22 protein-coding genes and 5 tRNA genes are annotated in these 26,877 nt (G+C 43.5%); 20 read left to right on the top strand and 7 right to left on the bottom strand.

The annotated features are described in order from the left end of the window. Positions 1 to 108 precede the first annotated feature (108 nt). Positions 109 to 1,353, top strand: coding sequence for a YjgN family protein (locus tag D6V41_RS03925; RefSeq protein ID WP_168710962.1), 1,245 nt, complete (start codon positions 109 to 111; stop codon positions 1,351 to 1,353). Positions 1,354 to 1,356: 3 nt separating this feature from the next. After that, complete coding sequence (locus D6V41_RS03920; RefSeq protein WP_136250178.1) at positions 1,357 to 2,436, top strand: M48 family metallopeptidase; 1,080 nt, start codon at positions 1,357 to 1,359, stop codon at positions 2,434 to 2,436. A 16-nt stretch (positions 2,437 to 2,452) separates the two neighbouring features. On the opposite strand, the gene D6V41_RS03915 is transcribed toward D6V41_RS03920, so the two are convergent. From D6V41_RS03915 to folD, 6 genes are all read right to left on the bottom strand, one after another. Continuing rightward, entirely contained in the window at positions 2,453 to 3,442 is a 990-nt protein-coding gene (locus D6V41_RS03915) for a phospholipase A (protein ID WP_136250177.1), read from the bottom strand. Between the two features lie 22 nt (positions 3,443 to 3,464). Beyond that, a complete protein-coding gene (locus D6V41_RS03910; protein WP_136250176.1) occupies positions 3,465 to 4,304 on the bottom strand; it encodes an MBL fold metallo-hydrolase in 840 nt (279 codons plus the stop codon). 8 nt (positions 4,305 to 4,312) lie between these two features. After that, the gene (locus D6V41_RS03905; RefSeq protein WP_136250175.1) at positions 4,313 to 6,019 is read right to left on the bottom strand and encodes a proline--tRNA ligase; all 1,707 of its coding nucleotides are present in this window, start codon (positions 6,017 to 6,019) and stop codon (positions 4,313 to 4,315) included. A 235-nt stretch (positions 6,020 to 6,254) separates the two neighbouring features. Further along, positions 6,255 to 6,950 carry a tRNA (N6-threonylcarbamoyladenosine(37)-N6)-methyltransferase TrmO gene (gene tsaA, locus D6V41_RS03900; RefSeq protein WP_136250174.1) on the bottom strand — a complete coding sequence of 232 codons (696 nt, stop codon included), beginning with the start codon at positions 6,948 to 6,950 and terminating at the stop codon, positions 6,255 to 6,257. Positions 6,951 to 7,027: 77 nt separating this feature from the next. Then, entirely contained in the window at positions 7,028 to 7,579 is a 552-nt protein-coding gene (locus D6V41_RS03895) for a DUF1415 domain-containing protein (protein WP_136250173.1), read from the bottom strand. A 3-nt stretch (positions 7,580 to 7,582) separates the two neighbouring features. Continuing rightward, a complete protein-coding gene (gene folD / locus D6V41_RS03890; protein WP_136250172.1) occupies positions 7,583 to 8,458 on the bottom strand; it encodes a bifunctional methylenetetrahydrofolate dehydrogenase/methenyltetrahydrofolate cyclohydrolase FolD in 876 nt (291 codons plus the stop codon). Between the two features lie 319 nt (positions 8,459 to 8,777). On the opposite strand from folD, the gene D6V41_RS03885 reads away from it, so the two are divergent. From D6V41_RS03885 to D6V41_RS03830, 12 genes are all read left to right on the top strand, one after another. Next, positions 8,778 to 8,854 (top strand) — tRNA-Pro (locus D6V41_RS03885). 26 nt (positions 8,855 to 8,880) lie between these two features. After that, positions 8,881 to 8,957 (top strand) — tRNA-Arg (locus D6V41_RS03880). 40 nt (positions 8,958 to 8,997) lie between these two features. Next, a tRNA-His gene (locus tag D6V41_RS03875) sits at positions 8,998 to 9,073 on the top strand. A gap of 26 nt (positions 9,074 to 9,099) precedes the next feature. Further along, positions 9,100 to 9,184 (top strand) — tRNA-Leu (locus D6V41_RS03870). Between the two features lie 15 nt (positions 9,185 to 9,199). Further along, positions 9,200 to 9,276 (top strand) — tRNA-Pro (locus tag D6V41_RS03865). An 85-nt stretch (positions 9,277 to 9,361) separates the two neighbouring features. After that, positions 9,362 to 9,580 (top strand): hypothetical protein, encoded by a 219-nt coding sequence (locus D6V41_RS03860; protein WP_136250171.1) that lies wholly within the window; start codon positions 9,362 to 9,364, stop codon positions 9,578 to 9,580. 281 nt (positions 9,581 to 9,861) lie between these two features. Then, positions 9,862 to 11,166, top strand: a complete 1,305-nt coding sequence (gene tig / locus D6V41_RS03855) for a trigger factor (protein ID WP_136250170.1) — start codon at positions 9,862 to 9,864, stop codon at positions 11,164 to 11,166. Positions 11,167 to 11,253: 87 nt separating this feature from the next. Next, on the top strand, positions 11,254 to 11,877 hold the full coding sequence (gene clpP, locus D6V41_RS03850) for an ATP-dependent Clp endopeptidase proteolytic subunit ClpP (protein WP_136250169.1): 624 nt from the start codon (positions 11,254 to 11,256) through the stop codon (positions 11,875 to 11,877). 40 nt (positions 11,878 to 11,917) lie between these two features. Next, a complete protein-coding gene (gene clpX, locus D6V41_RS03845) occupies positions 11,918 to 13,198 on the top strand; it encodes an ATP-dependent protease ATP-binding subunit ClpX (protein ID WP_136250168.1) in 1,281 nt (426 codons plus the stop codon). Positions 13,199 to 13,313: 115 nt separating this feature from the next. Next, positions 13,314 to 15,659: an endopeptidase La gene (gene lon / locus D6V41_RS03840; protein WP_136250167.1), complete on the top strand. Its 2,346-nt coding sequence runs from the start codon at positions 13,314 to 13,316 to the stop codon at positions 15,657 to 15,659. Between the two features lie 274 nt (positions 15,660 to 15,933). Further along, on the top strand, positions 15,934 to 16,206 hold the full coding sequence (gene hupB, locus D6V41_RS03835; protein ID WP_136250166.1) for a nucleoid-associated protein HU-beta: 273 nt from the start codon (positions 15,934 to 15,936) through the stop codon (positions 16,204 to 16,206). Positions 16,207 to 16,449: 243 nt separating this feature from the next. Then, positions 16,450 to 18,336: a SurA N-terminal domain-containing protein gene (locus D6V41_RS03830; protein WP_136250165.1), complete on the top strand. Its 1,887-nt coding sequence runs from the start codon at positions 16,450 to 16,452 to the stop codon at positions 18,334 to 18,336. Between the two features lie 453 nt (positions 18,337 to 18,789). On the opposite strand, the gene rpsT is transcribed toward D6V41_RS03830, so the two are convergent. Continuing rightward, entirely contained in the window at positions 18,790 to 19,053 is a 264-nt protein-coding gene (rpsT, locus tag D6V41_RS03825) for a 30S ribosomal protein S20 (RefSeq protein WP_136250164.1), read from the bottom strand. A gap of 279 nt (positions 19,054 to 19,332) precedes the next feature. On the opposite strand from rpsT, the gene murJ reads away from it, so the two are divergent. From murJ to ispH, 6 genes are all read left to right on the top strand, one after another. Beyond that, entirely contained in the window at positions 19,333 to 20,892 is a 1,560-nt protein-coding gene (gene murJ / locus D6V41_RS03820) for a murein biosynthesis integral membrane protein MurJ (RefSeq protein WP_136250163.1), read from the top strand. A gap of 155 nt (positions 20,893 to 21,047) precedes the next feature. Continuing rightward, positions 21,048 to 22,001, top strand: coding sequence for a bifunctional riboflavin kinase/FAD synthetase (ribF, locus tag D6V41_RS03815; RefSeq protein WP_136250162.1), 954 nt, complete (start codon positions 21,048 to 21,050; stop codon positions 21,999 to 22,001). Next, the gene (ileS, locus tag D6V41_RS03810) at positions 21,994 to 24,834 is read left to right on the top strand and encodes an isoleucine--tRNA ligase (RefSeq protein ID WP_136250161.1); all 2,841 of its coding nucleotides are present in this window, start codon (positions 21,994 to 21,996) and stop codon (positions 24,832 to 24,834) included. Before ribF ends, ileS begins: the two co-directional genes overlap by 8 nt. Further along, complete coding sequence (gene lspA, locus D6V41_RS03805; RefSeq protein ID WP_136250160.1) at positions 24,827 to 25,336, top strand: signal peptidase II; 510 nt, start codon at positions 24,827 to 24,829, stop codon at positions 25,334 to 25,336. Before ileS ends, lspA begins: the two co-directional genes overlap by 8 nt. Next, entirely contained in the window at positions 25,329 to 25,772 is a 444-nt protein-coding gene (fkpB, locus tag D6V41_RS03800) for an FKBP-type peptidyl-prolyl cis-trans isomerase (RefSeq protein ID WP_136250159.1), read from the top strand. Before lspA ends, fkpB begins: the two co-directional genes overlap by 8 nt. Positions 25,773 to 25,790: 18 nt before the next feature. Continuing rightward, the gene (gene ispH, locus D6V41_RS03795) at positions 25,791 to 26,735 is read left to right on the top strand and encodes a 4-hydroxy-3-methylbut-2-enyl diphosphate reductase (RefSeq protein ID WP_136250158.1); all 945 of its coding nucleotides are present in this window, start codon (positions 25,791 to 25,793) and stop codon (positions 26,733 to 26,735) included. Positions 26,736 to 26,877: the final 142 nt, after the last annotated feature.

The raw sequence follows: 26,877 nt of genomic DNA, 5'->3' as shown, positions 1-26,877 counted from the left end.
TTGAAAGTAAGAGTCTGAATAAGTTATTCTGCATCAATGATACTGTCTCAAAGTATTCTGTTAAAAAATCTGAGGCAGGTTTGTTGTACACTAATAAAGGAATTAATCATGTCTTACACGGACGAACAACCTAATTATTCAAGCTATTCTCTTGACGAATTAACGGATGCGCTTAAGCACATCGATAAAGAAAGCTATCCTGAGCGCGTAAAGCAAATCGAATCTTTAATTGCCGAAAAAGGCGGACCCGGCTATTTAAATCAGAGGGTTTCAACTGCTGCTCCAACGGATGATGCGGGATTTGTAAAAACGGTTCAGCCGCATTTTCTAGGCAGCGGGAAAGAGTATTTTTCCATTTGGATCGTTAATCTACTATTGAGTATTGTGACGCTTGGTATCTACTCGGCATGGGCCACCGTAAGAAATAAGCGCTATCTTTACTCTAATGTAGAACTTGATGGTCATCGTTTTTCGTTTTTGGCTCAACCCATTCAAATATTAATTGGCAGAGCCATTGGGGTAGGATTGTTCGCGCTTTATTACGTGCTTAGCGTGATGAGTCCAGCACTTTCTGGTCTGTTTATCCTGGCCTTATTTGTTCTCACTCCGGTACTGGTTTGTTTGGCTGTGCGTTTTCGCATGCGCATGACAGGCTATCGAAATGTGCGCTTTGGCTTTGATGGCAGCTATGGTAGAGCATTTGTCGTGTTTGTTGCCTATTCGCTTTTAGCGGTCTTTACTTTTGGTCTTTGCTACCCGCTTTTGTTCAAAAAGATTGACGAATTTCTGTACGAAAATATGCGCTACGGAAACAGCCAGTTCAGCACCGATTTATCTACCTCAGAGTATTATGTTGCTTCGCTTGCGGCAGGCGGCATTGCTATGGTTGTAGGTTTTATTTTCGGTTTACTTGGTGCAGGCGCAATGGCAGGCCTTTTTGCTATTTCTTCTGTTGATGCTGAACAAGGAGGCGCTATTGCATCTGGGATGGCCATTGTGGGTGTGTTGATTATGTATGTTGCTGTATTTGCAATCGCGCAAGCGGTATATCAAACCTTTATCAGAAATCATGTTTTCGCGCAGACACAAATCAATCAGGTCGCCCGATTTACTTCGCAAGTAAAAGTGGGCTCCTTATTGTGGTTACGTGTTTCTAACCTTTTGCTCTTAGTCGGCACGCTGGGGTTTGCCATGCCATGGGTCAAAGTGCGTACCATTGAATACTTCGCAGCCTGCACGCAAGTGCATCTTCTTGAAGGCTATGAGAACGTTCTGGCCAATGCGGAAGATTCTGCCAGCGCGATCGCGGATGAAACATCAAACATTTTTGATGTTGATATCGCAATTGGTTAATCCATGATTAAACTTGATGCAAGATTATATCCGCAAGGGACTTCAAGCTGCCAGAATGTAAGCCTAAGCTTATATTCCGGCGGCTTAATGCAGCTTGTAGATGAGAGCGAGCAACTCATTTGTAGTACCCAGCGAGATGACGTTAACATCACACCCAAGCTTGGAAACATCCCCAGAGAAGTCGCCATTAAAAACATCGGCATGCTTACTTTTGAGTCTAATAGCGAAGTTGACAGATGGTTAGCGGGTAAAGACGAGATGAACCCGAACGGCGCCAACGCGGTTGATATTGCCAAATTGGAAAGTTCACGAACAGGCATACTTCTCAGTATACTTTTGGTGCCGATTACACTTTGGCTATTATTTAAATATGCTATTCCGTATGCTGCAATTGTCTTTGCTGACGCTGTTCCTGACGCTGCGGTTGAACTTGCTTCTTCGCAAACCCTGAAAACGCTGGACTATACCCTGTTGGATCCAAGCGAGCTTAAGCCAGAACTGCGCGAAGACCTGCTTGCATATTGGCAAACGCTCATCGAGAGATTTGAAGATGTAGACGCCAAGCAGTCCTTTAACATTCAATTCAGAGCATCGGAAAAAATGGGGGCCAATGCCTTTGCCCTGCCTGATGGAACGATTGTATTTACTGATGAACTGGTGATTCTTCTTCAGGGAGATAAATCCTTACTGACTTCGGTACTCCTTCATGAAATGGGGCATGTGTACCATGAGCATTCCATGCGCCTTATTGCCGAGACGCTGGTTACCACGGTTGCCTTAAGTTATTTTTTTGGCGATGTGAGTGGTATTCTAGAATTCGCAGGTGGTGTGACAAATACCGTTGTACAGAATCAGTTTACGCAAGATTTAGAATGGGAAGCCGATAATTTTGCTTTAGCGCATGCAAAAAAGGCGGGCATTAGTGAAAACGATTTTGCTCAGGCCTTAAGTAAGCTTGCTGAAACAATCGGACAGGAAAATGAGTTTGTAGGCGTTCTACAGTCTCATCCACTTATGCAAGAGCGCATAGAAAATGCGATTAATGCGGGTAAAATTTCGAGTGATAAAAGCGCTGTGGATTAATACCATAGCGCTTTTATCAAATAGAACGCAACGAGATGCCTAAGCTAAAGCGCTGGAGATGGCGATTGTAATCAATCAAGGAATCTCCATAGCCATTAAAGTATTGAAACATAATATCGAAGCGCTCGCTAATTGGATAAAATACATTTAGCTCAAGGCCACTTCGATTGTCTGAAAAAGACAAGTTATTGCGCAATTTAGCCATGACGTTTACCGGTCCAAAATCGTAAACCATACCAAATTCGGCTCTTCCATAAAAATCAAGAATATCAGGGTTATCGTCACCGGTTGGATCTAAGGGATCGCTTTTATCATTTTCAGGAATGCGATACCAGGTGCGTAAATAATACGCCGAGTCTTCACTACTGAATGCGGCTGTTGCAATAATGCGGTTCCATGAGCGAGACTTGAGCAAGTCCTGCCCATTAGACATATGATTAAACCCAATTTGCGCGCCATTAAATCGGATGCCGAATACATCCCAGTTTGGTGCCCATTGATAAAATATTTCGGGCTCATAGTTAGTTTCCCGAAACGGTTTTGAAGCCTCTGAATTGTATACCTGCCAGAATGAGGTTGTGGTAAAACCGAAAAATACCCCCGTGTTGTCTTCATCCTCTTGCAAATAGAGGGGAAGCTGCACGCTAACTTGAAATTTAGCCTCGTATCGATCGATATTGGCGTCGTTTAAACCATCTGAGGTAATCGTATTCTCTGAGGTGTTATAGCTAACAGGTAAGATGTAATTAAGACGATGCTGAGTGATTGCAAATGGGTTTTGATTAGCAAGTGAATCGGCTTCCTGCTTTTCATCTAATAAGGAGTCAGAGCGGGGATTGGTATCAATATTTCGCTCAACCGCCTTTTCTACCTGCTCTGTAATTGGTGTATCTTCTGATGGTGGCGGATTTTCTGGCTCAGTTTGTTCCAAAGCGTGAGCAAGTTGAATACTACTTGCTGCAGCAGCTAGTGTAAGGGTTAAGCGCTTCCAACATGGTCTTGTCATTATCTTTCCTTGGGATCTCTTTTTAAATTTTGATTGTTTGCCCCTCATAAGCGCCAAAACATTCCGCTTCTGCACCGCCAATTTCTATAATCTCAGCGGCATGGGAAACAATTTCGTCTATATCTTTGTCAGTCCGCTCCGGGTCATGGCTGTATAATGCCAGCCGTTTTGCGAAACTCGCAAGGGCTAATTTTACGGCCTCTTCTGCAACTGAATGTCCCCAGCCCAACTTAGCAGGCATATCTTGTACGACATATTGCGCATCGTGTATCAACAAGTCGGCGTTTTTTGCAAAATTAACGAACTCTAAAAAGTCTGTATCTTTTTTATAAGGAGGATAAAGTTCGTTGTCGGTTATATAGGCTAGCTTACTTTCACCTTCTTGGATAGTGTAACAACTTCCACCTCCCGGGTGATTCATAGGGTGACGTCGTATCGTTGCAGAGCCAAGCTGCCATTCAGTGATATCGTAAGATAGTCGTTTAATTAAAATGTTTGACTGTAAAACCTCTTTACTGACAGGAAAATACGAGCCAGACATTTGTTTGACAACGGCTTCAGGCTGTTCGAGTTTTGTCATACCGGGCGTGATGTTGATTTCTCGCCCTGGTTGATAAATTGGAATAAAAAACGGGAAACCTTGAATGTGGTCCCAATGGTTATGACTGAGCAATAGATGAATAGGGCTCTTTTTCGCAGCAAGCTTTTTGCCAAGCAAACGAATACCCGTACCTGCATCTAAAATGATGTCGGTGCCGTCTTCTAACTCTACATGTACACAGGCAGTATTGCCGCCGTACTTCATATACTCAGGGCCTGGCGTAGGGATTGACCCTCTCACGCCATAAAACGTCACCTGCACCTAATACCTCACTGATTGGTTACGAAAGCAAGCACCTCATCAATATTGATAAGCGTCTTCTCTCCGGTCAAACGATTCTTATATTCAACCTGATTGTTATCTAAGTTCCGCTCACCAATCACAATGCTGTGAGGGATACCAATCAATTCCATGTCATTAAACATCACACCTGGGCGTTCTTTCCTGTCATCAAAAAGTACTTCAACATTTTCTGCAATAAAATCTGCATATAATTTTAAAGCAGTTTCCATGATGCGATGTGATTTGTGCATATTCATAGGTATGATTGCGACTTCAAATGGAGCGATGGCTTGAGGCCATTTAATGCCATAGTCATCATGGTTTTGCTCAATAGCAGCAGCCACAATCCGCGTGACGCCAATCCCATAGCAACCCATTTTCAAAATCTGATGTTTACCCGATTCATCTAATACGCCGCAGCCCATCGCTTTTGAATACTTGTCTCCCAACTGAAAAATATGCCCCACTTCAATACCTTTTCGTATTTGAAGTGTACCTTTTCCATCAGGTGAGGCATCGCCAGCAATGACTTTTCGCAAATCCACAACTTCAAAGTCAGAGACATCTCGCTCCCAATTTGCACCAACATAGTGAAAATCATCTTCATTTGCGCCGCAAATAAAATCAGCACAAGTTGCAGCGCTTCGATCAACCAGGATGGGTAAATCCAAACCAACCGGACCAATCGAACCAAACTTACAGCCAAGCGTCTTTTCCACCGCTTGTTCATCTGCCATTTGAAATGGGCTTGCCACAAGTGGATGCTTAACTGCTTTTATATCGTTTAGTTGATGATCGCCTCGAAGAACGATAGCAACAAAATCATACTCGCTTTCTTCATCGGCCTTAACAATTAAAGTTTTAACACATTTTGTTTGATTGACTTTTAATTGCTCGGCAACGCTTTCGATGGTTTTAGCGTCAGGGGTGGCCACCTTTTCCAGCGCCTGAGTCGCGCCAGGGCGTGCATCAGTACAAATGGCTTCAGCCAGTTCCACGTTTGCCGCATAATCTGATGCGTCTGAAAATGCAATATCATCTTCGCCCGAATCTGCCAGTACATGAAATTCATGCGATACCGCTCCGCCTATTGAACCGCTATCGGCTATAACAGGTCGATATTCCAGACCAATACGCTCAAAAATATTGCAATAAGCCTGATGCATGCGCTGGTAAGTCTGTTCCAGTGATTCATCGCCTAAATGAAATGAGTAGGCATCTTTCATCACAAACTCACGAGAGCGCATGATCCCGAAGCGAGGCCGAACTTCATCCCTAAATTTTGTCTGTATTTGATAAAGATTCAACGGCAAATGTTTATAGCTACTCACTTCATTTTTAATTAGAGCAGTAATAACTTCTTCGTGAGTTGGCCCCAACACAAAGTCGCGCTCGTGGCGATCCTTGATGCGCAGTAACTCCGGACCGTATTCTTCCCAGCGCCCGGACTCCTGCCACAAGTCAGCGGGTTGTACTACGGGCATGGAAATCTCGATTGCGCCGGCCTTGTTCATTTCATCGCGTACTATGGCTGCGACTTTGTTTAAAACGCGCAGGCCGCTTGGCAACCATGTATAAAGGCCTGAGGCTAATTTACGGACAAGTCCTGCCCGAATCATAAGCTTATGGCTGATGATTTCTGCTTCTGCAGGCGACTCTTTTTGCGTGGCAAGTAAATATTCTGTTGTGCGCATAGCTACCTAAATCTTATATGTTTTTTTCAGTCAATCGGTAAATTCTATCAGCGCTTGTCGCGCGACTAAAGCCTATTTATAGTTTTTCTGTGAATTTGATGAAAAGCCTTACGGCTGGATGGTTTAGACTTAAGAAATTATGTTGAAACGCTTATCGAGGCGAACTGTATCACAATCCAACTGTATCGCAATCGTCGTGGTGCTGAGCGCCATTTCTTAAACAGGATTCAGCTTATTAGGTAATATTATTAACATAGGCGCTCGACTCTCGAACAATAAAATGGAATTCCACTTCATATAGCCTCAGGTGATAAACTTTGTCATCTTGCTTCGCGGCTTTATAGGCGGGACGCGGGTCATAGCTAATAATGTCTTCGGCTAGTTCGACAATACCGGGATGTCTTGTTTCAATCTCGTTAAGAATGTGGTTTAGGTGTTCATCAAATTTAACCTGTAAACGTATTTCAGGGGGCACTTGAGCATAGTCACTTGTTGCATCAGGCAGACTGTCTGAATACACAATATAGGGTTTGATATCGATAATGGGTGTATGGGTAAGCAAATCGATACCTTGAACATATAAGATATTGTTTTCCAGCTTAAGCACTTTGACCAGACTCATCCCAATACGATTCGGTCGAAAACTTGAACGACTGGCAAACACCCCTATCTTTTTATTGCCGCCCAAGCGCGGGGGGCGTACTTGCAGATGTTTGCTTCTGTTTTCTGAATTTACAGGGCGATGGGCGTGAAATTCAAATAAAAGCCAACAGTGAGAAAACTGCATTAATCCATCACAGGCAAGTATCGGGTCAATATCTTTTGCAAAGTGAATTTCGCCCCTAGCTTTGCTCAAACCGGCGCCTTGACGAGGAATGCCAAATTTTTGAGAAAAAGGCGTTTTTGCAAATGCTATAGGTTCCAAATACATCTTATTTACGCTCTTATCAATTTATTTACGCTCTTATCAATATAATAATAAGTAGTGCATTAATTAACGCGCATCGTCTATGACAGCAGCTTTAAAAAAAAACCTGCGCCAAGTGATTTGGCATGCTCAATATTCCGCGTTGGAATGTTCTCTGGTTTTGAAAATCCTTCGAGCGCCTTAGTAATGCTATCTTCTCTTAAAATATGTAGCATGGGGTAGGGCGAGCGGTTGGTATAGTGACTGGCGCAATCTTCAGGAGCGCCCTCAAATACATAGTTGGGATGAAAGCTGGCAAGTTGAAGTTTGCCCTCAAAACCGGCGCTTGCAATCAGCTCATTCGCCATATCCAAAAAATCCAGATAGTCGTCAAAGTCTTTCAGTGAATTTGTATAAATAAGCAAACTGGTTTCAATCCGCTCGTGAGCGAGAAGGTTTTCACACTCGCTGACAACTTGACGCAACAACGAAGAAATATCGCTTTGTTGCTGCACAGAAATATGTATCCTGTTTTGCTCTCTCACCGCTTTGGCAAAGGGGCAGAAATTTTCAGCAATGACTACTTTATCAAGCCATGCAAAGGTTCGCTCAATGATCTTTGTAATGTCCGTACTTGGATGATCGTTTTGCATAGTTCAGGTAATCGACTTGTTTGGAGTACTATGATATTTCACATACGCTTCCAGGGTGTTTTCAATAAGGCTCGCTACTGTCATGGGGCCAACACCACCGGGAACCGGAGTTATCCAGCCTGCTCTTTCCTTGGCGGTCTCGTATTCAACATCACCAGTTAATGAGCCATCGTCTAATCGATTAATTCCAACATCGATAACAATGGCACCAGGTTTAACCCACTCACCCGGTATAAAATGCGGTTTGCCTACTGCAACAACCAGTAAATCGGCTCGTTTGACGTGGCTCGCTAAATCTTGAGTAAATTTATGACATGTGGTGACAGTGCATCCGGCTAACAACAGCTCAAGCCCCATTGGACGTCCAACAATATTTGAGGCACCTACTATCACAGCATGGAGGCCCTTTATGGGCTTTTTGGTAGACTCTATCATGGTCATGATGCCTTTAGGCGTGCAGGGGCGTAAAGCTGGCATGCGTTGCGCTAATCTACCGATGTTGTAAGGATGAAAGCCATCAACATCCTTATTAGGATGAATGCGTTCCAGAATTTCTTCTGCGTGTAAGCCGGCTGGCAAAGGCAGTTGAACCAGTATTCCATCAATTTCTGGGTCCTGATTGAGTTCGTCAACCAACTCAATTAGTTCGAGCTGTGTGATAGTTGGGGCCAATTTATATTCCTTTGATACAAACCCCACTTCTTCACAAGCTTTCGTTTTATTTGCCACATATACTTGCGAAGCAGGATTGCTTCCAACCAAAACGACTGCAAGCCCTGGTAAGCGTTTGTCAGCTTCTGCAAGTGTTTCAACGTGAGCTGCAACCGTTTGTCTTACGTGTTTGGCAATTTTTTTACCATCAATGAGTTGAGCGCGCATAATTAGAGCATAGTTCTCTTGTAAGGTTCTGATGACGGGATTGTATCTGAAGGTGCAAGCAAATTCACGACCCTTGTCACAAGGCAGGCATATTTAAGCGAGAACTCGCACATTAAAGCTTCAAATTTTCTAGCAAAAATAAAAAACAAATCTGCTTTAAAAAAGAGCGGACTTTGAGCGTATTTTAAACGCCCTTAAAAAAAGCAGGGTTTATGCTAAAAAATGTTTGACGATATACCCTCAACTCGGTAATATGCGCCCCCCGTAGCGATGCTCCTTTTGAGTAATAAGTTTACTCATTTTTGTATCAATACGCTGTCGGTGAGTGGCGCAGCTTGGTAGCGCACTTGGTTTGGGTCCAAGGGGTCGTAGGTTCAAATCCTATCTCACCGACCACTTTTGCTTTGCATGTGATTCGACGAGCGTCCGTAGCTCAGCTGGATAGAGCAACGGCCTTCTAAGCCGTGGGTCGCAGGTTCGAATCCTGCCGGACGCGCCATGTTTCGGAAGGAGCAAAGCAAAGCATCAAAAAGACAGTGGTGGGCGTAGCTCAGTTGGTAGAGCCCCGGATTGTGATTCCGGTTGTCGTGGGTTCAAGTCCCATCGTCCACCCCACTTTCTTTTCACAACATTTTCTTTAAGCGGAAGTGGTGGAATTGGTAGACACGCTGGATTTAGGTTCCAGTGCTTCACGGCGTGAGAGTTCAAGTCTCTCCTTCCGCACCATCAATAAAGTATCTCCGGTGAGTGGCGCAGCTTGGTAGCGCACTTGGTTTGGGTCCAAGGGGTCGTAGGTTCAAATCCTATCTCACCGACCATTTTGTCTTGGTAAGCTAAGCAATTAAATTGAATTACTCTTGGCTCATGTTGTCACAACATTTCAGCGAGTAATAAGAGTAACTTATGTATTTTGATTTTGCCGTAATTGGCGTGCTCATTTTGATGAATGCGATACTGATGGCAACATTAAGTTATAAGTCAGCGAAAAATAAGACCGAACGTCAGACTTCCGTTGTGCTACAGTCTTTCATTCTGTCTGTTTTATTTTTTCCTGCGGGCTGGATACACTGTTGGTACTGGGGACGTCGTCTACCTGACAAAGGATATATCAAGCTAGATTAGTTCATGATAGCAACGATGCTCAGAATCTGATCAACACGCATATTTCTGCAAAATTTCTCCCCCTTTCGTTCTGATGAATAAAAAATAACGAATAAGGCCCTTAAAGCGCTCGACTCATTCGGCCTGACTCTGTATAATCTGGCGTCCTTTTTTAACGCGGGCGCGTGTCAATACTAGTAAATTAGGCTTGATTCATTGCGCTTACTATTTGTACAAAGCTTTGTAGCTTTGGTTACAGAGATTTCACAACGCGCAGCATAGCGCATAGTTGAGGTAGAAGAATGCAAGTGTCTGTAGAGACGACTCAAGGGTTAGAACGCCGTCTTACTATTACCGTTCCTGCCGAATCTGTCGATTCAGCGGTTAAAGCACGTTTACAACAATTAGCAAAAACACAACGTATAAACGGTTTTCGTCCAGGTAAAGTACCTGTAAGTGTAATCAAAAAGCGCTTTGGTAAGGCAGTTCGTCAGGAAGTAGCAGGCGATGTAATGCAGCGTCATTTTTACGAAGCCATCATGCAGGAAAAAATAAATCCTGCGGGCATGCCCAGCTTTGACTTAACCAAAGATGAAGACGGTCAGGATTTAGAGTTTGCCGCTACCTTTGAAATTTACCCAGAGATTGAAGTTAAAGGCGTCAGTGAAATTGAAGTTGAAAAGCCAGTTGTAGAGATTAAGGCAAAAGACCTTAACGATATGATGAAAACCCTTCAAAAGCAGCACGCCACGTTTAAAGAAGTGAAGCGTAAAGCGAAAGAAGGAGACAAGGTAACGATTGACTTTGTAGGCACAATAGACGGTGAAGAGTTTGACGGTGGTAAAGCTGAAGATTTCCCTCTTGAGCTAGGCAAAGGACAGATGATCCCTGGATTTGAAGATCCACTTGTTGGTGCAAAAACAGGCGATGAAGTTGTTGCTAAAGTGACCTTTCCGGAAGACTATCATGCTGAAGCCCTAAAAGGGAAAGACGCTGAATTTAAAATCACTGTGAAAAAGGTCGATGGCTTAGACCTACCTAAAGTTGATGATGAATTTGCCAAACTTTTCGGTGTTGAAGAGGGCGGTGTTGAAGCACTTAAAGAAGAAGTGAAAAAGAACATGCAGCGAGAGCTTGACCAGACATTAAAGTCAAAGCTTAAAGAAAATGTGATCGCTGGTTTGCTTGAAAAGAATTCACTCGATTTGCCTGCTGCTTTAGTTGAACAGGAAGTTAACGCACTTCGAGAGCAAGCAAAACAACGTTTTGCACAACAGGGGCAACAGGCGAACATGCCTGAGTTACCAGCAGACTTGTTTACTGACAACGCTAAGCGTCGAGTCAGTGTTGGCTTGCTTTTAGGTGAGATCATCAAGCAAAAAGAACTAAAAGTTGACGAAGCTCGCGTAGATGCCTTGATCGAACAAACGGCCTCTGCGTATGAAGATCCAAGTGAAGTAATCGAATATTACAAAAATAATCAGGAACTACTTCAGCAAATTCAAAACTTGGCCCTTGAAGAGCAGGCAATTGACGCCATATTAGAAGAAGCAAACGTCACTGAAGTGAAAAAATCTTTTGACGAAGTTATGAACAAAAAGGCGTAAATTGTCGTCTAGTGATTGACTTAAGCAGTTATCAACTGATTAAATGCTCGGACTATCCGGGCATTTTTTTTACACATAAGAGATAAGATGACTAATACGACTCCAGATATATCTAACGCACTTGTGCCAATGGTGGTAGAGCAAACCTCTCGTGGAGAGCGCTCTTTCGATATTTACTCACGTTTATTAAAAGAAAACGTGATATTTTTAGTTGGACAAGTGGAAGACCATATGGCTAACTTAATCGTGGCCCAAATGCTATTTTTAGAAGCGGAAAATCCCGAAAAAGATATTTTCTTGTACATCAATTCCCCAGGCGGTTCTGTCACCGCTGGAATGGCAATTTATGATACGATGAACTTCATAAAACCAGACGTGAGTACTGTTTGCATGGGGCAGGCAGCAAGCATGGGATCGTTTTTGTTAAGTGCAGGCGCAAAAGGAAAGCGCTATTGCCTGCCAAACTCTAGAGTGATGATCCATCAGCCGCTATATGGCTTTCAGGGACAAGCTTCAGACTTTGAAATACATGCTAAAGAATTGCTGTCTATGAAGGAAAAATTAAATAGACTATTAGCATCGCACACTGGTCAAGATTATGAAAAAGTCGCTAAAGATACTGATAGAGATAACTTTCTTAGCCCTGAAGAAGCGGTAGACTACGGTTTAGTTGATAGCGTATTGACCAGTAGAGAAGATGTAGGTAAGTAAATCGGGTCAATCTATACCCAAAGTAATAAAGGCAATAATTATGAGTGATGACCATAACAAAGAAGGCGACAATAAATTATTGTACTGCTCTTTTTGTGGTAAAAGCCAACATGAAGTACGCAAGCTAATTGCGGGACCTTCCGTATTCATTTGTGATGAATGCGTTGAATTATGCAACGACATAATTCGAGAAGAAATAAAAGAGATATCACCGAAGCAGAAGACAGATGCTTTACCTACTCCCAGTGAGATTCATAAGCATCTTGATGATTATGTTATTGGTCAGGAGCATGCCAAAAAAGTATTGGCGGTAGCTGTCTACAATCACTATAAACGACTACGGAATGGTGATGTGCATGATGGCGTTGAATTAGGTAAAAGTAATATCCTGTTGATTGGCCCCACGGGTTCAGGGAAAACGTTATTGGCAGAAACCTTGGCTCGTTTATTAGACGTTCCTTTTACCATGGCTGATGCAACAACCCTGACTGAAGCGGGTTATGTAGGGGAAGATGTAGAAAACATCATTCAAAAGCTGCTGCAAAAATGTGATTACGATCCTGAAAAAGCGCAGCGTGGTATCGTATATATTGATGAAATTGACAAAATTTCCCGTAAGTCTGACAACCCATCGATTACCAGAGACGTATCAGGTGAGGGGGTGCAGCAAGCTTTATTGAAGCTAATTGAAGGTACGATAGCTTCTGTCCCTCCCCAGGGCGGCAGAAAGCATCCTCAGCAAGAATTTTTGCAGGTAGATACTTCAAAGATCCTATTCATTTGTGGTGGTGCGTTTGCTGGCCTTGATAAGATTATTGAGCAGCGCAGCGCAAAAGGGACGGGCATCGGCTTTGGTGCTGAAGTGAAAACCACTAAAGAGAAAAAGGGCTTATCTACTCTGTTCAAAGAGGTGGAGCCAGAAGATTTAGTGAAGTACGGTCTTATTCCTGAGTTTATTGGTCGACTTCCTGTGGTGACGAGCTTGGAAGAATTAAGTGAAGATGCCTTAATCCAAATCTTAAAAGAGCCCAAAAACGCGATTACTAAACAATACGCTGCTCTATTTGCGCTAGAAGATACCGAGCTTGAATTCAGAGAAGATGCCTTGCGCGCGATTGCTCAAAAAGCAATGGCACGTAAAACCGGAGCAAGGGGCTTGCGTTCTATCGTTGAGGCTGTATTGCTTGAGACGATGTATGATTTGCCGTCCAAGCCAGAAGTGGCTAAAGTGGTCATTGATGAAACAGTCATCAAAGGGGAATCGAGCCCGCTGCTGATTTATCAAAGTGGGAATGAGAAGAAAGCAGCTTCTTCCGAATAAGTTCAATGTTAATAAAGGATCGCATGCGGTCCTTTTTTATTGTTTTTTAACTTCCCTTTGAACTTTGCATTTCAATCCCCATATAAACAAGCACGTTAGTAAATAAGAGAGAAAGATGACTGAGAGTACTTTGCTCAGAAGCATGCCTGTACTGGCATTGAGAGATGTAGTGGTATATCCACACATGGTGATCCCCTTGTTTGTCGGAAGGGAGAAGTCCATTCAGTGCCTTGAAGCTGCCATGGACAATGACAAAAAAGTATTTTTAGTGGCGCAGAAAGACGCCAGTATCGACGAGCCTGACACGCAAGATGTATTTGAAGTCGGGACGCTTGCAACCATCCTGCAGTTGCTCAAATTACCCGATGGTACGGTTAAAGTGCTGGTTGAGGGTGGCGTGAGAGGCAAAGTCAGCGAATTTACAGACACTGAGCCATTCTTTGTTGGCGACGTGGATATCCTTGATGATGACGCAATTGATGATGCCGAACAGGAAGTGCTTATTCGATCTGCCATTTCCCAATTTGAAGGCTATGTAAAACTAAATAAAAAAATCCCACCCGAAGTATTAACTTCGCTGAATGGAATTGAAGACGCAGCTCGTCTTGCGGATACCATGGCTGCCCACATGCCACTTAAACTTGCTGAAAAACAAAAAGTGCTTGAAATGCGAAGCGTGACGGAGCGCTTGGAATTTTTAATGGCGCTTATGGAGGGCGAAATCGACTTATTGCAGGTTGAGAAGAAAATCCGCACCCGTGTGAAAAAGCAAATGGAGAAAAGTCAGCGCGAGTATTATTTGAATGAGCAAATGAAAGCCATTCAAAAAGAACTTGGAGAGCTTGACGATGCGCCAGATGAGTTTGAAGCTTTAAATAAAAAAATTACTGAAGCGCGCATGCCCGAAGAAGCGCAAGAAAAAGCAAAAGCTGAACTGAATAAACTTAAAATGATGTCGCCAATGTCAGCAGAAGCAACAGTTGTGCGCTCATATATTGACTGGCTAGTCTCTGTTCCGTGGTACAAGCGAAGTGCTGTTAAGCGCGATTTAGGCAGAGCAGAAAATGTCCTCGATAGCGATCATTATGGTTTGGAAAAAGTAAAAGAGCGCATTTTGGAGTATTTAGCGGTTCAGCAGCGCGTGAAGAAGCTAAAAGGCCCAATTCTCTGTTTAGTCGGTCCACCCGGGGTAGGTAAAACATCGTTGGGTCAATCAATAGCGAAAGCGACAGGGCGAAAATATGTAAGAATGGCCTTAGGTGGCGTGCGTGATGAAGCTGAAATTCGAGGTCATAGACGCACTTATATTGGTTCTTTACCCGGCAAGCTTATTCAGAAAATGTCTAAAGTTGGGGTGAAGAACCCGCTATTTTTGTTAGACGAAATAGACAAAATGTCGTCAGATATGCGCGGCGATCCTGCTTCTGCCTTACTTGAGGTGCTTGATCCCGAACAAAATTCGACATTTTCAGATCATTATCTAGAAATTGATTATGATTTGTCGGACGTTATGTTCGTGGCAACGTCAAATAGCATGAACATCCCCGGCCCCCTGTTAGATAGAATGGAAGTAATTCGTTTATCTGGCTATACCGAGGATGAAAAGCTCAATATCGCGCAGCGCCATTTGATTGCAAAGCAAATGTCCCGAAATGGATTAAAGAAAAAAGAGCTGAATATCGAAGAGTCGGCGATTATCGGTATCATTCGTTACTACACACGTGAAGCAGGCGTGCGCTCACTCGAACGGGAAATTTCGAAAATCTGTCGTAAGGCGGTGAAAAACATCTTGCTTAAAAAAGAGAAATCGCCTGTTGTTGTCAATCAGGATAACCTTAAAGACTATTTGGGTGTTCAACGCTTTGATTACGGCAAAGCGGATAAAAACAACCAGATTGGTCAGGTGACCGGTCTTGCATGGACAGAAGTTGGCGGAGACTTATTAACGATTGAAACCAGCGTGGTACCTGGAAAAGGCAAAACGACAGCTACCGGCTCCTTGGGTGATGTGATGCAAGAATCCATAAAAGCCGCGCAAACAGTCGTTCGTTCTCGCGCTGAAAAACTACGTATTAATCCTGATTTTTATGAGAAACGTGACATCCATATTCATGTGCCAGAAGGAGCAACACCTAAAGATGGTCCAAGCGCAGGGATTGGAATGTGTACAGCTCTGGTGTCATCTTTGACAGGGAATCCGGTCAGATGTGATGTTGCAATGACGGGTGAAATAACCTTGCGCGGCGAAGTGCTCGCCATTGGTGGTTTAAAAGAGAAATTACTGGCTGCTCACAGAGGCGGTATAAAAACGGTCATCATTCCTTACGAAAATGAACGTGATTTAGAAGAAATACCCGATAATGTGAAAGGTGATTTAGATATTCACCCGGTTAAATGGATAGACGAGGTGCTCGATTTAGCACTCGAAAGACCGATTGAGGCGGTACAGGTTGCTTCATAATGAGGCAATCTGTCCTACTTTCGGCTGATTTGAGCAAAAAAGTGACAAAAAATCACAAAAAATTTAAGTTTTTTTAAAATTAGGGTATTCACATCGACACAAGTTGTGCTACCTTATTAGCAATTCGCTTGAAGCCTTGTATACAAAGGGATAGAAAGCGTTTTTAGCAAAACTGTTTAGCCTTAAGCGTCATTAATGGAATAAAATGTGATAGCAAGGCAATTAACGTTAATTTTCTTAAAAGCAATATAATAACAACGAAGGGGATCATATTGTGAACAAGTCTCAACTTATCGATCAAATCGCTGCTGGCGCAGACATTTCTAAAGCTGCTGCAGGTCGTGCTCTAGATTCATTTACCGACGCAGTAACTGAAGCGCTAAAAAGCGGTGACCAAGTTGCACTAGTTGGTTTCGGTACTTTCTCAGTACGTGAGCGCGCTGCTCGCAGTGGTCGTAATCCACAAACTGGCGAAACTATCCAAATCTCTGCTGCTAAAGTACCTTCTTTCAAAGCAGGTAAAGCGCTTAAAGACGCTTGCAACTAAGATAAGTTTTACAAAATTCGAAAGGCGATGCTACCATCGCCTTTTTTTATGCCTGTAGATCTCGCCTATTGATGCGTGTGCAGGTATAATTTGCGCCCATTATTTGACTAAACAGATATTTCGAAACGTAACCTAAAGCATCGCTTTGATGCAAGTAGCTATCAGTATTTGCAGTATCTGTGATCAACAAACAAGTGGCTGAGTATCTTGTCCGGCTACTACAAAAAAAGGTTGTAAAAAGCAATGTTAGAGAGAATCAGAGACGGCATACAGGGACCTTGGGCAATGGCGATTGTTGCGCTTATTGTCGTAAGCTTTGTTTTTACAGGTGTTGGGGGCTATTTGTCTTCAAGCGCGAGTACTGCTGCGGCCGTTGTAAATGACAAAGAAATTGCTGCATCTTCTTTAGATTTGGCTTATCAAAACGAAAGAGCACGAATGGAGTCCCAGTTCGGAGATGCTATTTCCAGCCTTTTTGCTAACGAGACTTATTTGGCTGACTTTAGAAAGAGTGTGCTTGACCGTCTAATTAACGATGAACTAATCGCCCAAAAAGCCGCAGAACTGGGTTTAAGAGTGAGCGATGAGCAAATTCGACAAACCATCGTTCAATTACCTGAATTTCAATTAGGTGGTCAGTTTAACAATGATGTTTACAGCACAGCACTTGCTCGTGCCGGGTATACTCCAAGTTCATTTGCCGAATACATGCGTACGCAGATGACTCGCCAACAGCTCGTTCAGGCACTTAATGGGTCAACGTTTGACGTGGGTGCACTCGTTGCCAATACTTTGAAAGTGCAAGAGCAGACTCGGGACGTGTCGGTTTTAGAAGTTTCGGCAGACACTTATCTTGATGAAGTCACACTGACTGATGAAGAAATCCAGGCCTATTACAACGAGAACATCGATCGCTATGACACTCAGGAGCAAGTTAAATTAGCTTATGTCAGTTTATCTCTTGATGATTTAAAGCCCCGCGTAAGTGTTACTGACGAAGAAGTAGCTAATCAGTACGAAGAACAGAAAGGCTTTTACAGAACGCCAGAATCGCGTTCAGTGTCTCACATACTTATTGAGATAGAAGACGACGAAGACGCCGCAAGGAGCGAAGCTCAAACGGTGATAGATGAGCTAAATGCTGGTCAGGAGTTTGCGCAATTAGCGGAACAATATTCTGACGATATTGTAAGTGCCGAAATTGGAGGTAGCTTAGGTGAAGTGAATCCTGGTGATTATCCTGAAGATTTTGAAGAAGCGGTGTTTGCGTTGACACAAGAAGGTCAAATCAGTGGAATAGTCGAAACTGAATTTGGGTTTCATATCATTAAACTCGATGAGCTCACAGAGTCAGTAACTACCCCCTTTGAAGATGTCAAAGATGAAATCAGAGATGATCTGATTCTCAGTAAAGCCACAGATTTGTTTTTTGAGCTTCAAGGTCAGATGGAGCGTTTGGCTTTTGAAGTACCCGATACACTCGAAGAAGTTGCCTTGGCAGTTGATAGACCTGTATTTGAAACTGTATTCTTTTCAGAGAATCGTTATCCTTCTGCGGTAAATTATCCGCAGATAGAAAACGTGGCCTTTTCTTCTGAGCTTATCGACGATGCGGTTAACAGTGAACTGCTTCAGGTTAGTGACGAAAAAGTCATGGTTGTGCGAATGGCGGATTACAAACCTCAGCGTACCAAATCTCTTGATGAGGTCAAAACTGAAATAGAAACGGCGCTCAAAGCCGAAAAAGCGCAGCAAAATGCCTTGGCATGGGCGCAAAATCTGCAAACAAAGTTGTTTTCTGGTGAAGATGTGTCTGCGATGCTCGACGAGAAGTCTCTTAGCTGGCGCGACATTGAGGCTTTAGCGAGAACAAGCAATCAGGCGGCGCCTTCAATTGTTGAAGCTGCATTTAAACTCAGTCCCGATCCGGCCAATAATTCTTCGGTAGTGACGCTTAATAATGGAAATGTAGGGATTGTTAAGTTAAACGCCGTTAATCAGGCTGATTTGCCCGATGAAGACGCACTTGCATCAGCTCAACAACAAATGATGGGTCAATATGCACAGCGTACCTATCAGAATTTTATTGAGGCATTAAGAGCAAATGCGGAAATTGAAATAATTAACTAATTTCGCCCGCTAAGGCTTTGAAAAACCCCGAACGACTTAAGGCGTTTCGGGGTTTTTTATATCTATTTCACGGTTAATTTTATTTCGTGAGTACGGTCATTTTGTTAACAAGAGTGCTGCGGTAAATAAAACAATGATGAAGGTTGATACCACTATGATATATAAAAAGCCTTGCTTGCCTTGCGCCAGTGTATATCCTCGAGCGTTCAGATAGCCGTACCAAAGTACACACAAGACCACTGGAATAAGAAAAAGAAACTTGAGCATGACTATTGCAACCTTTGATAAATGTTTTTATGAGAATTATTACTCTTATCTACGTATTTTCAATAAAAAAAGCTTAAGCGCTTTTTCACGCATCTTTTCGTAGGATAATCTCTTGCTAACATGAAAGTGCAGACAATAAAAAACCGGCAAAAGCCGGTCTCTTAAATAGTAAGGTCTAACGTCTTGTTACGCTAGCGCTTGAATTTGCGCATTCAAACGGCTCTTGTGACGTGCTGCTTTGTTTTTATGGATCAAGCCTTTAGTCGCCATGCGGTCAAGTACTGGTACCGCTGCTGCATACGCAGTTTGAGCTTCTTCTTTGTTACCAGCTTCAATAGCAGCAACGACTTTCTTCAAACAAGTGCGGGTCATGGAGCGACGGCTGGCGTTATGCTGGCGACGCTTTTCAGCCTGAATTGCACGTTTCTTAGCAGACTTTATGTTAGCCAAGGTGTAACTCCTAAATTAAATTCATGTCAAAATCGAGGGTGCGGATTATCTAAGGATTTGCCATCATTGTCAATGAATAGCGAGAAATAATTGTCGTTTCACCAAGATAAAAGCAAATGTGCTGAAAAAACGTTAAAGATAGTTCCAATAAGGCACTTTTTTAAAGTATTCTTCATCGTTAATATCGTACTATCATGCTGACGCTTTTTAATTCCCAACGGCGGTCAGTATTCTCTTTACGCATGCTAAATCTCAAATTACCAGGTAGAAGGAAGCACTTTGGCAAAAAAATTACTTAGGGCCGGTATTGTTGTTAGCGCGATGACCATGCTATCGCGCGTGCTTGGACTTGTAAGAGACATTGTAGTGGCCAATTTCATGGGAGCGGGGGCGGGCGCTGACGTATTCTTTTTCGCCAATAAAATTCCTAACTTTTTGCGTCGCCTTTTTGCAGAAGGAGCATTTGCGCAAGCTTTCATACCGGTGCTAACAGAGGTAAACGAGAAAGGCGACGAAGCGCAGTTAAAGGCCTTCGTTGCAAAAGTATCGGGAACCCTTGGTGTTATCGTCTTTTTTACAGCAATTGTGGGCGTATTAGGCTCTTCAGTGCTTGCCGGTCTTTTTGGCATGGGATGGTTTATCGACTATTTAAACGATAGGCCTGATGGCGCTAAATTTGAACTTGCCTCGCTAATGTTGAAGATCACCTTTCCCTACATTTTCTTCATCAGTTTAACAGGCTTTGCTGGCGCAATCTTAAACACACTTAATAAATTCGCAGTAGCAGCGTTTACACCTGTGCTGCTTAACATTTCGATCATCACTTGTGCGTATTTGCTATATGACTTCTTCGAACAAGGAGCGTTCGCGCTTGCCTGGGGAGTATTCATAGGTGGGGTAGTGCAACTGCTTTTCCAGCTTCCTTTTTTGTTTAGAGCAGGTTTGCTTGTTAAACCTCAGTGGGGATGGCGAGATCCCCACGTAACTAAAGTGCGAAAGTTGATGATACCTGCATTATTTGGCGTTTCTGTCAGTCAAATCAACTTGCTGTTGGATACGCTGATTGCCAGCTTTCTAATGACCGGTTCAATTTCGTGGCTGTATTACTCCGACCGATTACTTGAGTTTCCACTGGGCCTTTTCGGTATTGCTATCGCAACAGTTATCTTACCCACATTGTCTCGAAACCATGTTCATGCAGATAGCAAGGGGTTTTCCGCCAACATTGACTGGGCAGTAAGACTGGTGGCGGTTATGGGAATACCGGCTGCGACAGCACTTTTTGTATTATCCATGCCGCTTATGGTAGTGATGTTTCAGCGTGGTGAGTTCAGCGCAAATGATAGTTACATGGCCTCTTTAAGCTTAATGGCCTATGCATGCGGGCTTTTCTCTTTTATGTTAGTCAAAATTTTTGCACCCGCCTTTTACAGTCGTCAGGATACAAAAACGCCCGTGAAGTTTGGGATTATTACCATGATTGCCAATATGGTTTTTAACCTTATCCTGGCGATTCCTTTTAGCTATGTGGGGCTTGCTATGGCAACGGCAATATCTGGCACACTGAATGCACTTTTACTGTATTTACGCTTATCTAAACAAGGGGTATACACCATAAGTCGCCAAACCTGGTTATTTCTGCTGCGCGTGCTAATTGCCAGTGCCTCCATGGGGGGGCTCATTGCTTATCTGAGTGTACAAATCAGTTGGCAAAGTAGCCAGTTTATTGACCGAATTTGGTTTATGACGATGCTAGTTGTTTCAGGTTTGGTGGTTTATTTAATCATGTGTGTAGCACTTGGCCTTCGTCCTCGCCACTTTATTAGCGCAGCAAAATAGAAAATGCATTTCGCGCGTCGATGAGTGATGAGTTATTTAAGAACTTTTCATAAAGCAAAATAAAGCATGTAAATCCCATTGGTAATAAAGAATGAGTCGTTTATAATCGAGCGCTTTAAAGTAAGTGTACATAGAGAGTAAAGTAGAACGGGCTTGTGGAATTAATTCGGGGTATACACAATATAAAACATGCACATCATGGGTGTGTTTTAACGATAGGCAAGTTCGACGGTGTCCATTTAGGTCATCAGGCTGTTCTCGCTAATTTAGTTGCGAAAGCTAAAGCGCTGTCTTTGCCATCGGTTGTTATGGTTTTTGAACCTCAACCTGAAGAAGTGTTTGCACCACAGCAGGCTCCCGCAAGGCTCTCCAGATTGCGCGATAAATACAATGCGCTGAAGGCGGTAGGAATAGATCGTCTATTATGCGTTCACTTTTCGCATAAGTTTGCAGCTCAATCCCCCTCTCAATTTGTTCACGAATTGTTGTTAAATAAGTTGGGAGTGAGGTTTTTAGTTGTTGGCGACGATTTTCGCTTTGGCTTTAAACGCTCGGGTGATTTTGCCTATTTGCAAAAAGCAGCAGTAGAAGAGGGCTTTGATGTTGTCAGTACACAAAGCTTTCGAGTAGATAACTGTCGCATTAGCTCAACGGCGATAAGAGACGCTCTGGAGCGAGGTGATTTTAAGGCGGCTCAATCTATGCTCGGGCGGCCTTATAGTATTTCCGGGAAGGTAGTTCATGGCGAGAAAAATGGTCGCACCATAGGCTTTCCAACCGCTAATATTTTACTAAAACGTCATAAAGCGCCCTTGCACGGTGTGTTCGCTGTACACGTTTCAATTGACGGTGAACAATACAGGGGAGTAGCGAACTTGGGTAATCGGCCTACACTTTCAGGTTCACGCTTGCAGTTAGAAACACATATTTTTGACTTTCGAGGCGATTTGTACGGTAAACGCCTGAAAGTAGAGTTTATAGACAAACTAAGAAATGAATCCAGATTCGAAAACTTTGCAGCATTAAAGCAACAAATCTCTCGAGATGCAGAGCGAGCCAAAGCTGTTCTCGTCAATTACGATAAAAAGATGGAAGATATAAATGAGTGAATACAAATCAACGCTAAATTTGCCTGAAACTGCCTTCCCTATGCGCGGTAATTTGGCTCAGCGCGAGCCGCAAATGCTTAAAGACTGGTCAGCAAAAGATTTGTATCAAAAAATTAGAGAAGCACGTAAAGGCGCTAAACCTTTCATTCTTCACGATGGCCCTCCTTATGCAAATGGCGACATCCATATCGGCCATGCGGTCAATAAAATCCTGAAAGATATCATTGTGAAATCAAAAACCCTGTCAGGTTTTGATGCACCTTACGTACCGGGGTGGGATTGTCATGGTCTGCCCATTGAATTAATGGTGGAAAAAAAGGTAGGTAAACCCGGAAACAAAGTCACGGTTGCGGAATTTCGGGAAAAGTGCCGCGCCTATGCGCAGCGTCAAATTGACGGACAGTGCAAGGACTTCGTTCGATTAGGCGTTTTAGGTGAATGGAAAAAGCCCTATAAAACGATGGATTTTTCCTCAGAGGCTGACATTGTTCGTGCTTTGGCAAAAATTGTAAACTCTGGGCATCTTGAAAAAGGTTTTAAGCCGGTACACTGGTGCACTGACTGCGGTTCTGCGCTGGCTGAAGCCGAAGTAGAATATAAAGACAAAGTTTCGCCTGCCATTGATGTTGCTTTTAACTTGCTTGAAAGTGACAGTGAGATCAATAAAGTCGCCAAGGCCTTTAACCTGAATGCATCTGAACTTGCAGCAGGTGATTCGAATGTTCAGGTGCTGATTTGGACAACTACCCCTTGGACTATTCCTGCCAATAGAGCCATCAGTCTTCATCCTGAGCTTGAGTACGCACTGGTTCATGCAGAAAAAGAAGGAAAGCAACACAGCTTTATCTTGGCCTTGGATTTGGTCGAAAGCTGCATGAAACGCTATGATATTACGCGTTTTTCAGTTAAGGCACAGTGCCAGGGGAAAGCCTTGGAGCGGGTATTAGTCAAGCATCCTTTGCTCGATTTACAAGTGCCATTAATACTGGGTGAGCATGTTACCACTGAGTCAGGTACCGGTTGCGTGCATACTGCGCCTGCTCACGGTGTGGACGACTTTAACGTAGGTAAAGTCTACGATATTGAAGTATATAACCCCGTTGGCGCTAATGGTGTATACCTGGACAATACCCCGCACTTTGCCGGGCAACACGTTTTTAAAGCCAATCAATCGATTATTGAAGCGCTCAGTGAGGCAAATGCATTAGTGCTTAACGTCAAATATGAGCATAGCTATCCGCATTGCTGGCGGCACAAAACGCCCATTATATTTAGAGCAACACCACAGTGGTTTATCAGTATGGATAAACAAGGTTTGCGTGAACAGTCAATTGCTGAAATTGAAAAAACGCAGTGGATACCAGATTGGGGGCGCAGCCGCATCACCAGCATGGTAGAGGGGCGTCCTGACTGGTGTATTTCACGTCAGCGAACATGGGGCGTGCCAATTGCGCTATTTATCCACAAGCAAAGTGGCGAACTGCATCCAAACAGTGCTGAAATTATGGAAAAAGTTGCCAAAGCTATCGAACAAAAAGGGATCCAGGCATGGTGGGATCTGCCCGCAGAAGACTTGATTGGAAAGGATGCTTCAGAATACGAAAAAGTTAATGATACGCTGGATGTTTGGTTCGATTCAGGCGTCACGCATTTTTTTGTTGTAGATAGGCGAGACGATATTCCCGCATCTGCCGATTTATATTTGGAAGGTTCCGACCAGCATCGCGGCTGGTTTATGTCATCGTTGATGACCTCTGTTGCTATGCACGGTCATGCCCCCTACAAGCAAGTATTAACTCATGGCTTTACGGTGGATGCTTTAGGTAAAAAGATGTCTAAGTCGCTTGGTAACGTCATTGCACCTCAAGAAGTCACTAACAAGTTAGGGGCGGATATTTTAAGGCTCTGGACAGCGTCAACTGACTACCGCGGCGAGATGACGGTTAGCGATGAAATACTAAAGCGCGCTGCGGATGCTTATCGGCGTATACGTAATACCTGCCGCTTTTTGCTTGCTAATCTTAATGGTTTTGACCCTGATACAGATATGGTCGATGTTAAAGACATGGTTGCACTCGATGCCTGGATGGTTTCGCGCACCCGTGCCATCCAGGAACAAATCTTACAGGCTTATGAAAAATACGATATGCTGATTGTTTGCCAATCGTTGATGCAGTTTTGTTCCATTGAGCTAGGCAGTTTTTATCTGGATATCATTAAAGACAGACAGTACACCGCAAAAGCGGACAGTCACGCCAGGCGCTCATGTCAGACTGCGCTTTATCATATTGCTGAAGCGCTTGTTCGGTGGATGGCGCCCATCACCAGTTTTACCGCTCAGGAAGTTTGGGAAGCGATGCCAGGCAAGCGGGACGAATTTGTATTCACGGATGCCTGGTATAATAAACTGCCGGAAGTTGAAACGGCGATGGATGACGCATATTGGGAAAGCGTGATTGCGGTTAAGACAGAAGTCAACAATGCTTTGGAGCAGGCCAGAAACGAAAAAACGATTGGCTCTTCTCTTGAAGCAAAAGTAACCGTATTTGTTAACCCTGATGTAAAAAATACGCTTGCTAAACTTGGGGATGAACTGCGCTTCGTGCTGATTACCTCACAGGCTGATATTGACGATATTGGCAATCGCCCACCTGAGTCTAAACTCTCAAGCGATAAAACGATGGCAGTTTTAATTGAAAAAGCAGAGGGCACCAAGTGCACGCGATGCTGGCATGTAAAAAAAGAAGTCGGGGAAAATCCAAAACACCCTGAACTTTGTAATAGATGTGTCGAAAATGTCGATGGAGAGGGAGAAACTCGACACTATGCTTAAAACAACGCCTAGCTTAATAAAAGATACCGGCTTTCGTTTCTTATGGATAAGTCTTATTGGCGTTGTGCTTGACCAGTGGACCAAGCAAGCCGTAGTGAATAACATGGCGCTCTATCAAAGCATTGAAGTGCTGCCTTTTTTCAATTTGACCTATGTTCACAACTATGGTGCCGCGTTTTCTATTTTGTACGATGCAGGTGGTTGGCAACGCTACTTCCTATCTGCACTGGCACTGATTGTTAGTGCAGTCATATTGTGGTGGCTTAAACAAACAACGCGCCAGCAGGTACTCTTGCCGGTTGCTTTTTGCTTTATTCTGGGCGGCGCTTTGGGAAACGTAATCGATAGAATTTTTCATGGTTACGTCATTGATTTTTTAGATTTTTATTATGCAAGCTATCACTGGCCAGCCTTTAATATTGCGGATTCTTCGATCTTTATTGGCGCAGCGCTTTTGATAATTGATATGTTCAAAAATAAAGAGAGTGAAGATAATGACTGAGCAGGTAAAAACCATTACAGACAAAAGCCAGGTCATACTGCACTTTGATTTAAAGCTTAGCGATGGCTCAGCTGCCGACAGCACGCGAGTGAATAACAAACCGGCAAAAATGGTGATGGGCGACGGTAGCTTAACCCCAAATTTTGAAAAATGTTTGCTCGGATTGAAAGTTGGTGATAAAAAAGCCTTTGAAATTTCAGCAAATGATGCTTTCGGTTTGCCTAATCCGGATAATATTTATCATGTGGACAGAAGCAAATTCGCTGCTGACGAAGCGCTTAAAGAAGGTATGATAATGGGGTTTGCTCAACCGGATGGCAGTGAAATACCGGGTATAATTCGAAGCATAGCCGGGCATTCTGTGACAGTGGATTTTAATCATCCGCTTGCCGGGCAAGACGTGATTTTTGACGTTGAAATAATAGATATCAGATAGAATTAATCAGGAGAAAGCGTGCAGATTCATTTGGCTAACCCGAGAGGCTTTTGTGCAGGCGTTGACAGAGCTATCACAATAGTTGAGCGAGCCCTCGAAATTTTTGGACCGCCAATATATGTGCGCCATGAAGTAGTACACAACAAATTCGTCGTTGATGGTTTGCGCGAGAGGGGAGCCCACTTTGTTGACGAGCTTGAAGAAGTGCCTGATGACGCCATTGTGATATTCTCTGCTCATGGTGTTTCACAGCAAGTAAGAAAAGAGGCTGATGAACGCGGTTTAAAGGTATTTGACGCTACATGCCCGCTTGTGACTAAGGTGCATATGGAAGTCATGCGCGCCAGCAAGCGCGGGACAGAATGCATCTTGATTGGCCATCATGGTCATCCAGAAGTTGAAGGTACAATGGGCCAGTATAGTAATCCTAAAGGCGGAATTTACCTGGTAGAATCTATTGAGGATGTTGCTGCGCTAGAGGTTAATAACCCGGATGAATTGTATTATTGTAGTCAAACGACCTTATCTGTAGACGATACCGCAGAAGTTATTGAGGCGCTGCGAGAAAAGTTCCCAAAGATTGACGGACCTCGAAAAGATGATATTTGCTACGCAACGCAAAACCGGCAAGACGCGGTGCGAGAATTGGCGGGTGAGTGTGATGTGTTGCTAGTTGTTGGCGCACAAAATAGTTCAAACTCAAACCGTTTGCGAGAACTGGCAGAAAAGATGGGCGCACACGCTTACCTTATTGCCGATGGAGATTGTATTCAAAAAGAATGGCTCAAAAATGTTGAGCATGTCGGTGTGACAGCCGGTGCTTCAGCGCCTGAAGTGCTGGTCAAGGGAGTGGTTGATAAACTGATAGAATGGGGGGCCGTTGCTGCTACAGAGCGACCAGGCCGCCCAGAGAATATCGAGTTTGCGGTGCCAAAGGAATTGCGCGTCAAACAAGTATCCTAATTATATGTGACTTATTATGCGGCCTTAAAGCCGCATTTTCGTATTTCAATACTTGTATACAGTTCAGTTGCGATTTTAATACCTTAGACTCAATCAAAATAACCATATCTTGATAAATGCCGATAAAGTGTTGTCATGGAAA

The sequence above is a fragment of the Ningiella ruwaisensis genome (genome assembly GCF_004798935.1).
Taxonomy (GTDB): domain Bacteria; phylum Pseudomonadota; class Gammaproteobacteria; order Enterobacterales; family Alteromonadaceae; genus Glaciecola; species Glaciecola ruwaisensis.
The sequence above is the reverse complement of the archived record's forward strand: the minus strand, read 5'-3'. Positions and strand labels throughout refer to the sequence as shown.

Excerpts from the sequence above, each read along its gene's own strand:
- folD (WP_136250172.1), bottom strand. The coding sequence starts at position 8,458 with ATGCGCGCTCAACTCATTGATGGTAAAAAAATTGCCAAACACGTAAGA.
- D6V41_RS03905 (WP_136250175.1), bottom strand. The coding sequence starts at position 6,019 with ATGCGCACAACAGAATATTTACTTGCCACGCAAAAAGAGTCGCCTGCA.
- lspA (WP_136250160.1), top strand. The coding sequence starts at position 24,827 with ATGCTTAAAACAACGCCTAGCTTAATAAAAGATACCGGCTTTCGTTTC.
- ileS (WP_136250161.1), top strand. The coding sequence starts at position 21,994 with ATGAGTGAATACAAATCAACGCTAAATTTGCCTGAAACTGCCTTCCCT.
- lon (WP_136250167.1), top strand. The coding sequence starts at position 13,314 with ATGACTGAGAGTACTTTGCTCAGAAGCATGCCTGTACTGGCATTGAGA.
- D6V41_RS03830 (WP_136250165.1), top strand. The coding sequence starts at position 16,450 with ATGTTAGAGAGAATCAGAGACGGCATACAGGGACCTTGGGCAATGGCG.
- D6V41_RS03860 (WP_136250171.1), top strand. The coding sequence starts at position 9,362 with ATGTATTTTGATTTTGCCGTAATTGGCGTGCTCATTTTGATGAATGCG.
- D6V41_RS03920 (WP_136250178.1), top strand. The coding sequence starts at position 1,357 with ATGATTAAACTTGATGCAAGATTATATCCGCAAGGGACTTCAAGCTGC.
- D6V41_RS03925 (WP_168710962.1), top strand. The coding sequence starts at position 109 with ATGTCTTACACGGACGAACAACCTAATTATTCAAGCTATTCTCTTGAC.
- D6V41_RS03895 (WP_136250173.1), bottom strand. The coding sequence starts at position 7,579 with ATGCAAAACGATCATCCAAGTACGGACATTACAAAGATCATTGAGCGA.
- clpP (WP_136250169.1), top strand. The coding sequence starts at position 11,254 with ATGACTAATACGACTCCAGATATATCTAACGCACTTGTGCCAATGGTG.
- tsaA (WP_136250174.1), bottom strand. The coding sequence starts at position 6,950 with ATGTATTTGGAACCTATAGCATTTGCAAAAACGCCTTTTTCTCAAAAA.
- fkpB (WP_136250159.1), top strand. The coding sequence starts at position 25,329 with ATGACTGAGCAGGTAAAAACCATTACAGACAAAAGCCAGGTCATACTG.
- clpX (WP_136250168.1), top strand. The coding sequence starts at position 11,918 with ATGAGTGATGACCATAACAAAGAAGGCGACAATAAATTATTGTACTGC.
- D6V41_RS03915 (WP_136250177.1), bottom strand. The coding sequence starts at position 3,442 with ATGACAAGACCATGTTGGAAGCGCTTAACCCTTACACTAGCTGCTGCA.
- tig (WP_136250170.1), top strand. The coding sequence starts at position 9,862 with ATGCAAGTGTCTGTAGAGACGACTCAAGGGTTAGAACGCCGTCTTACT.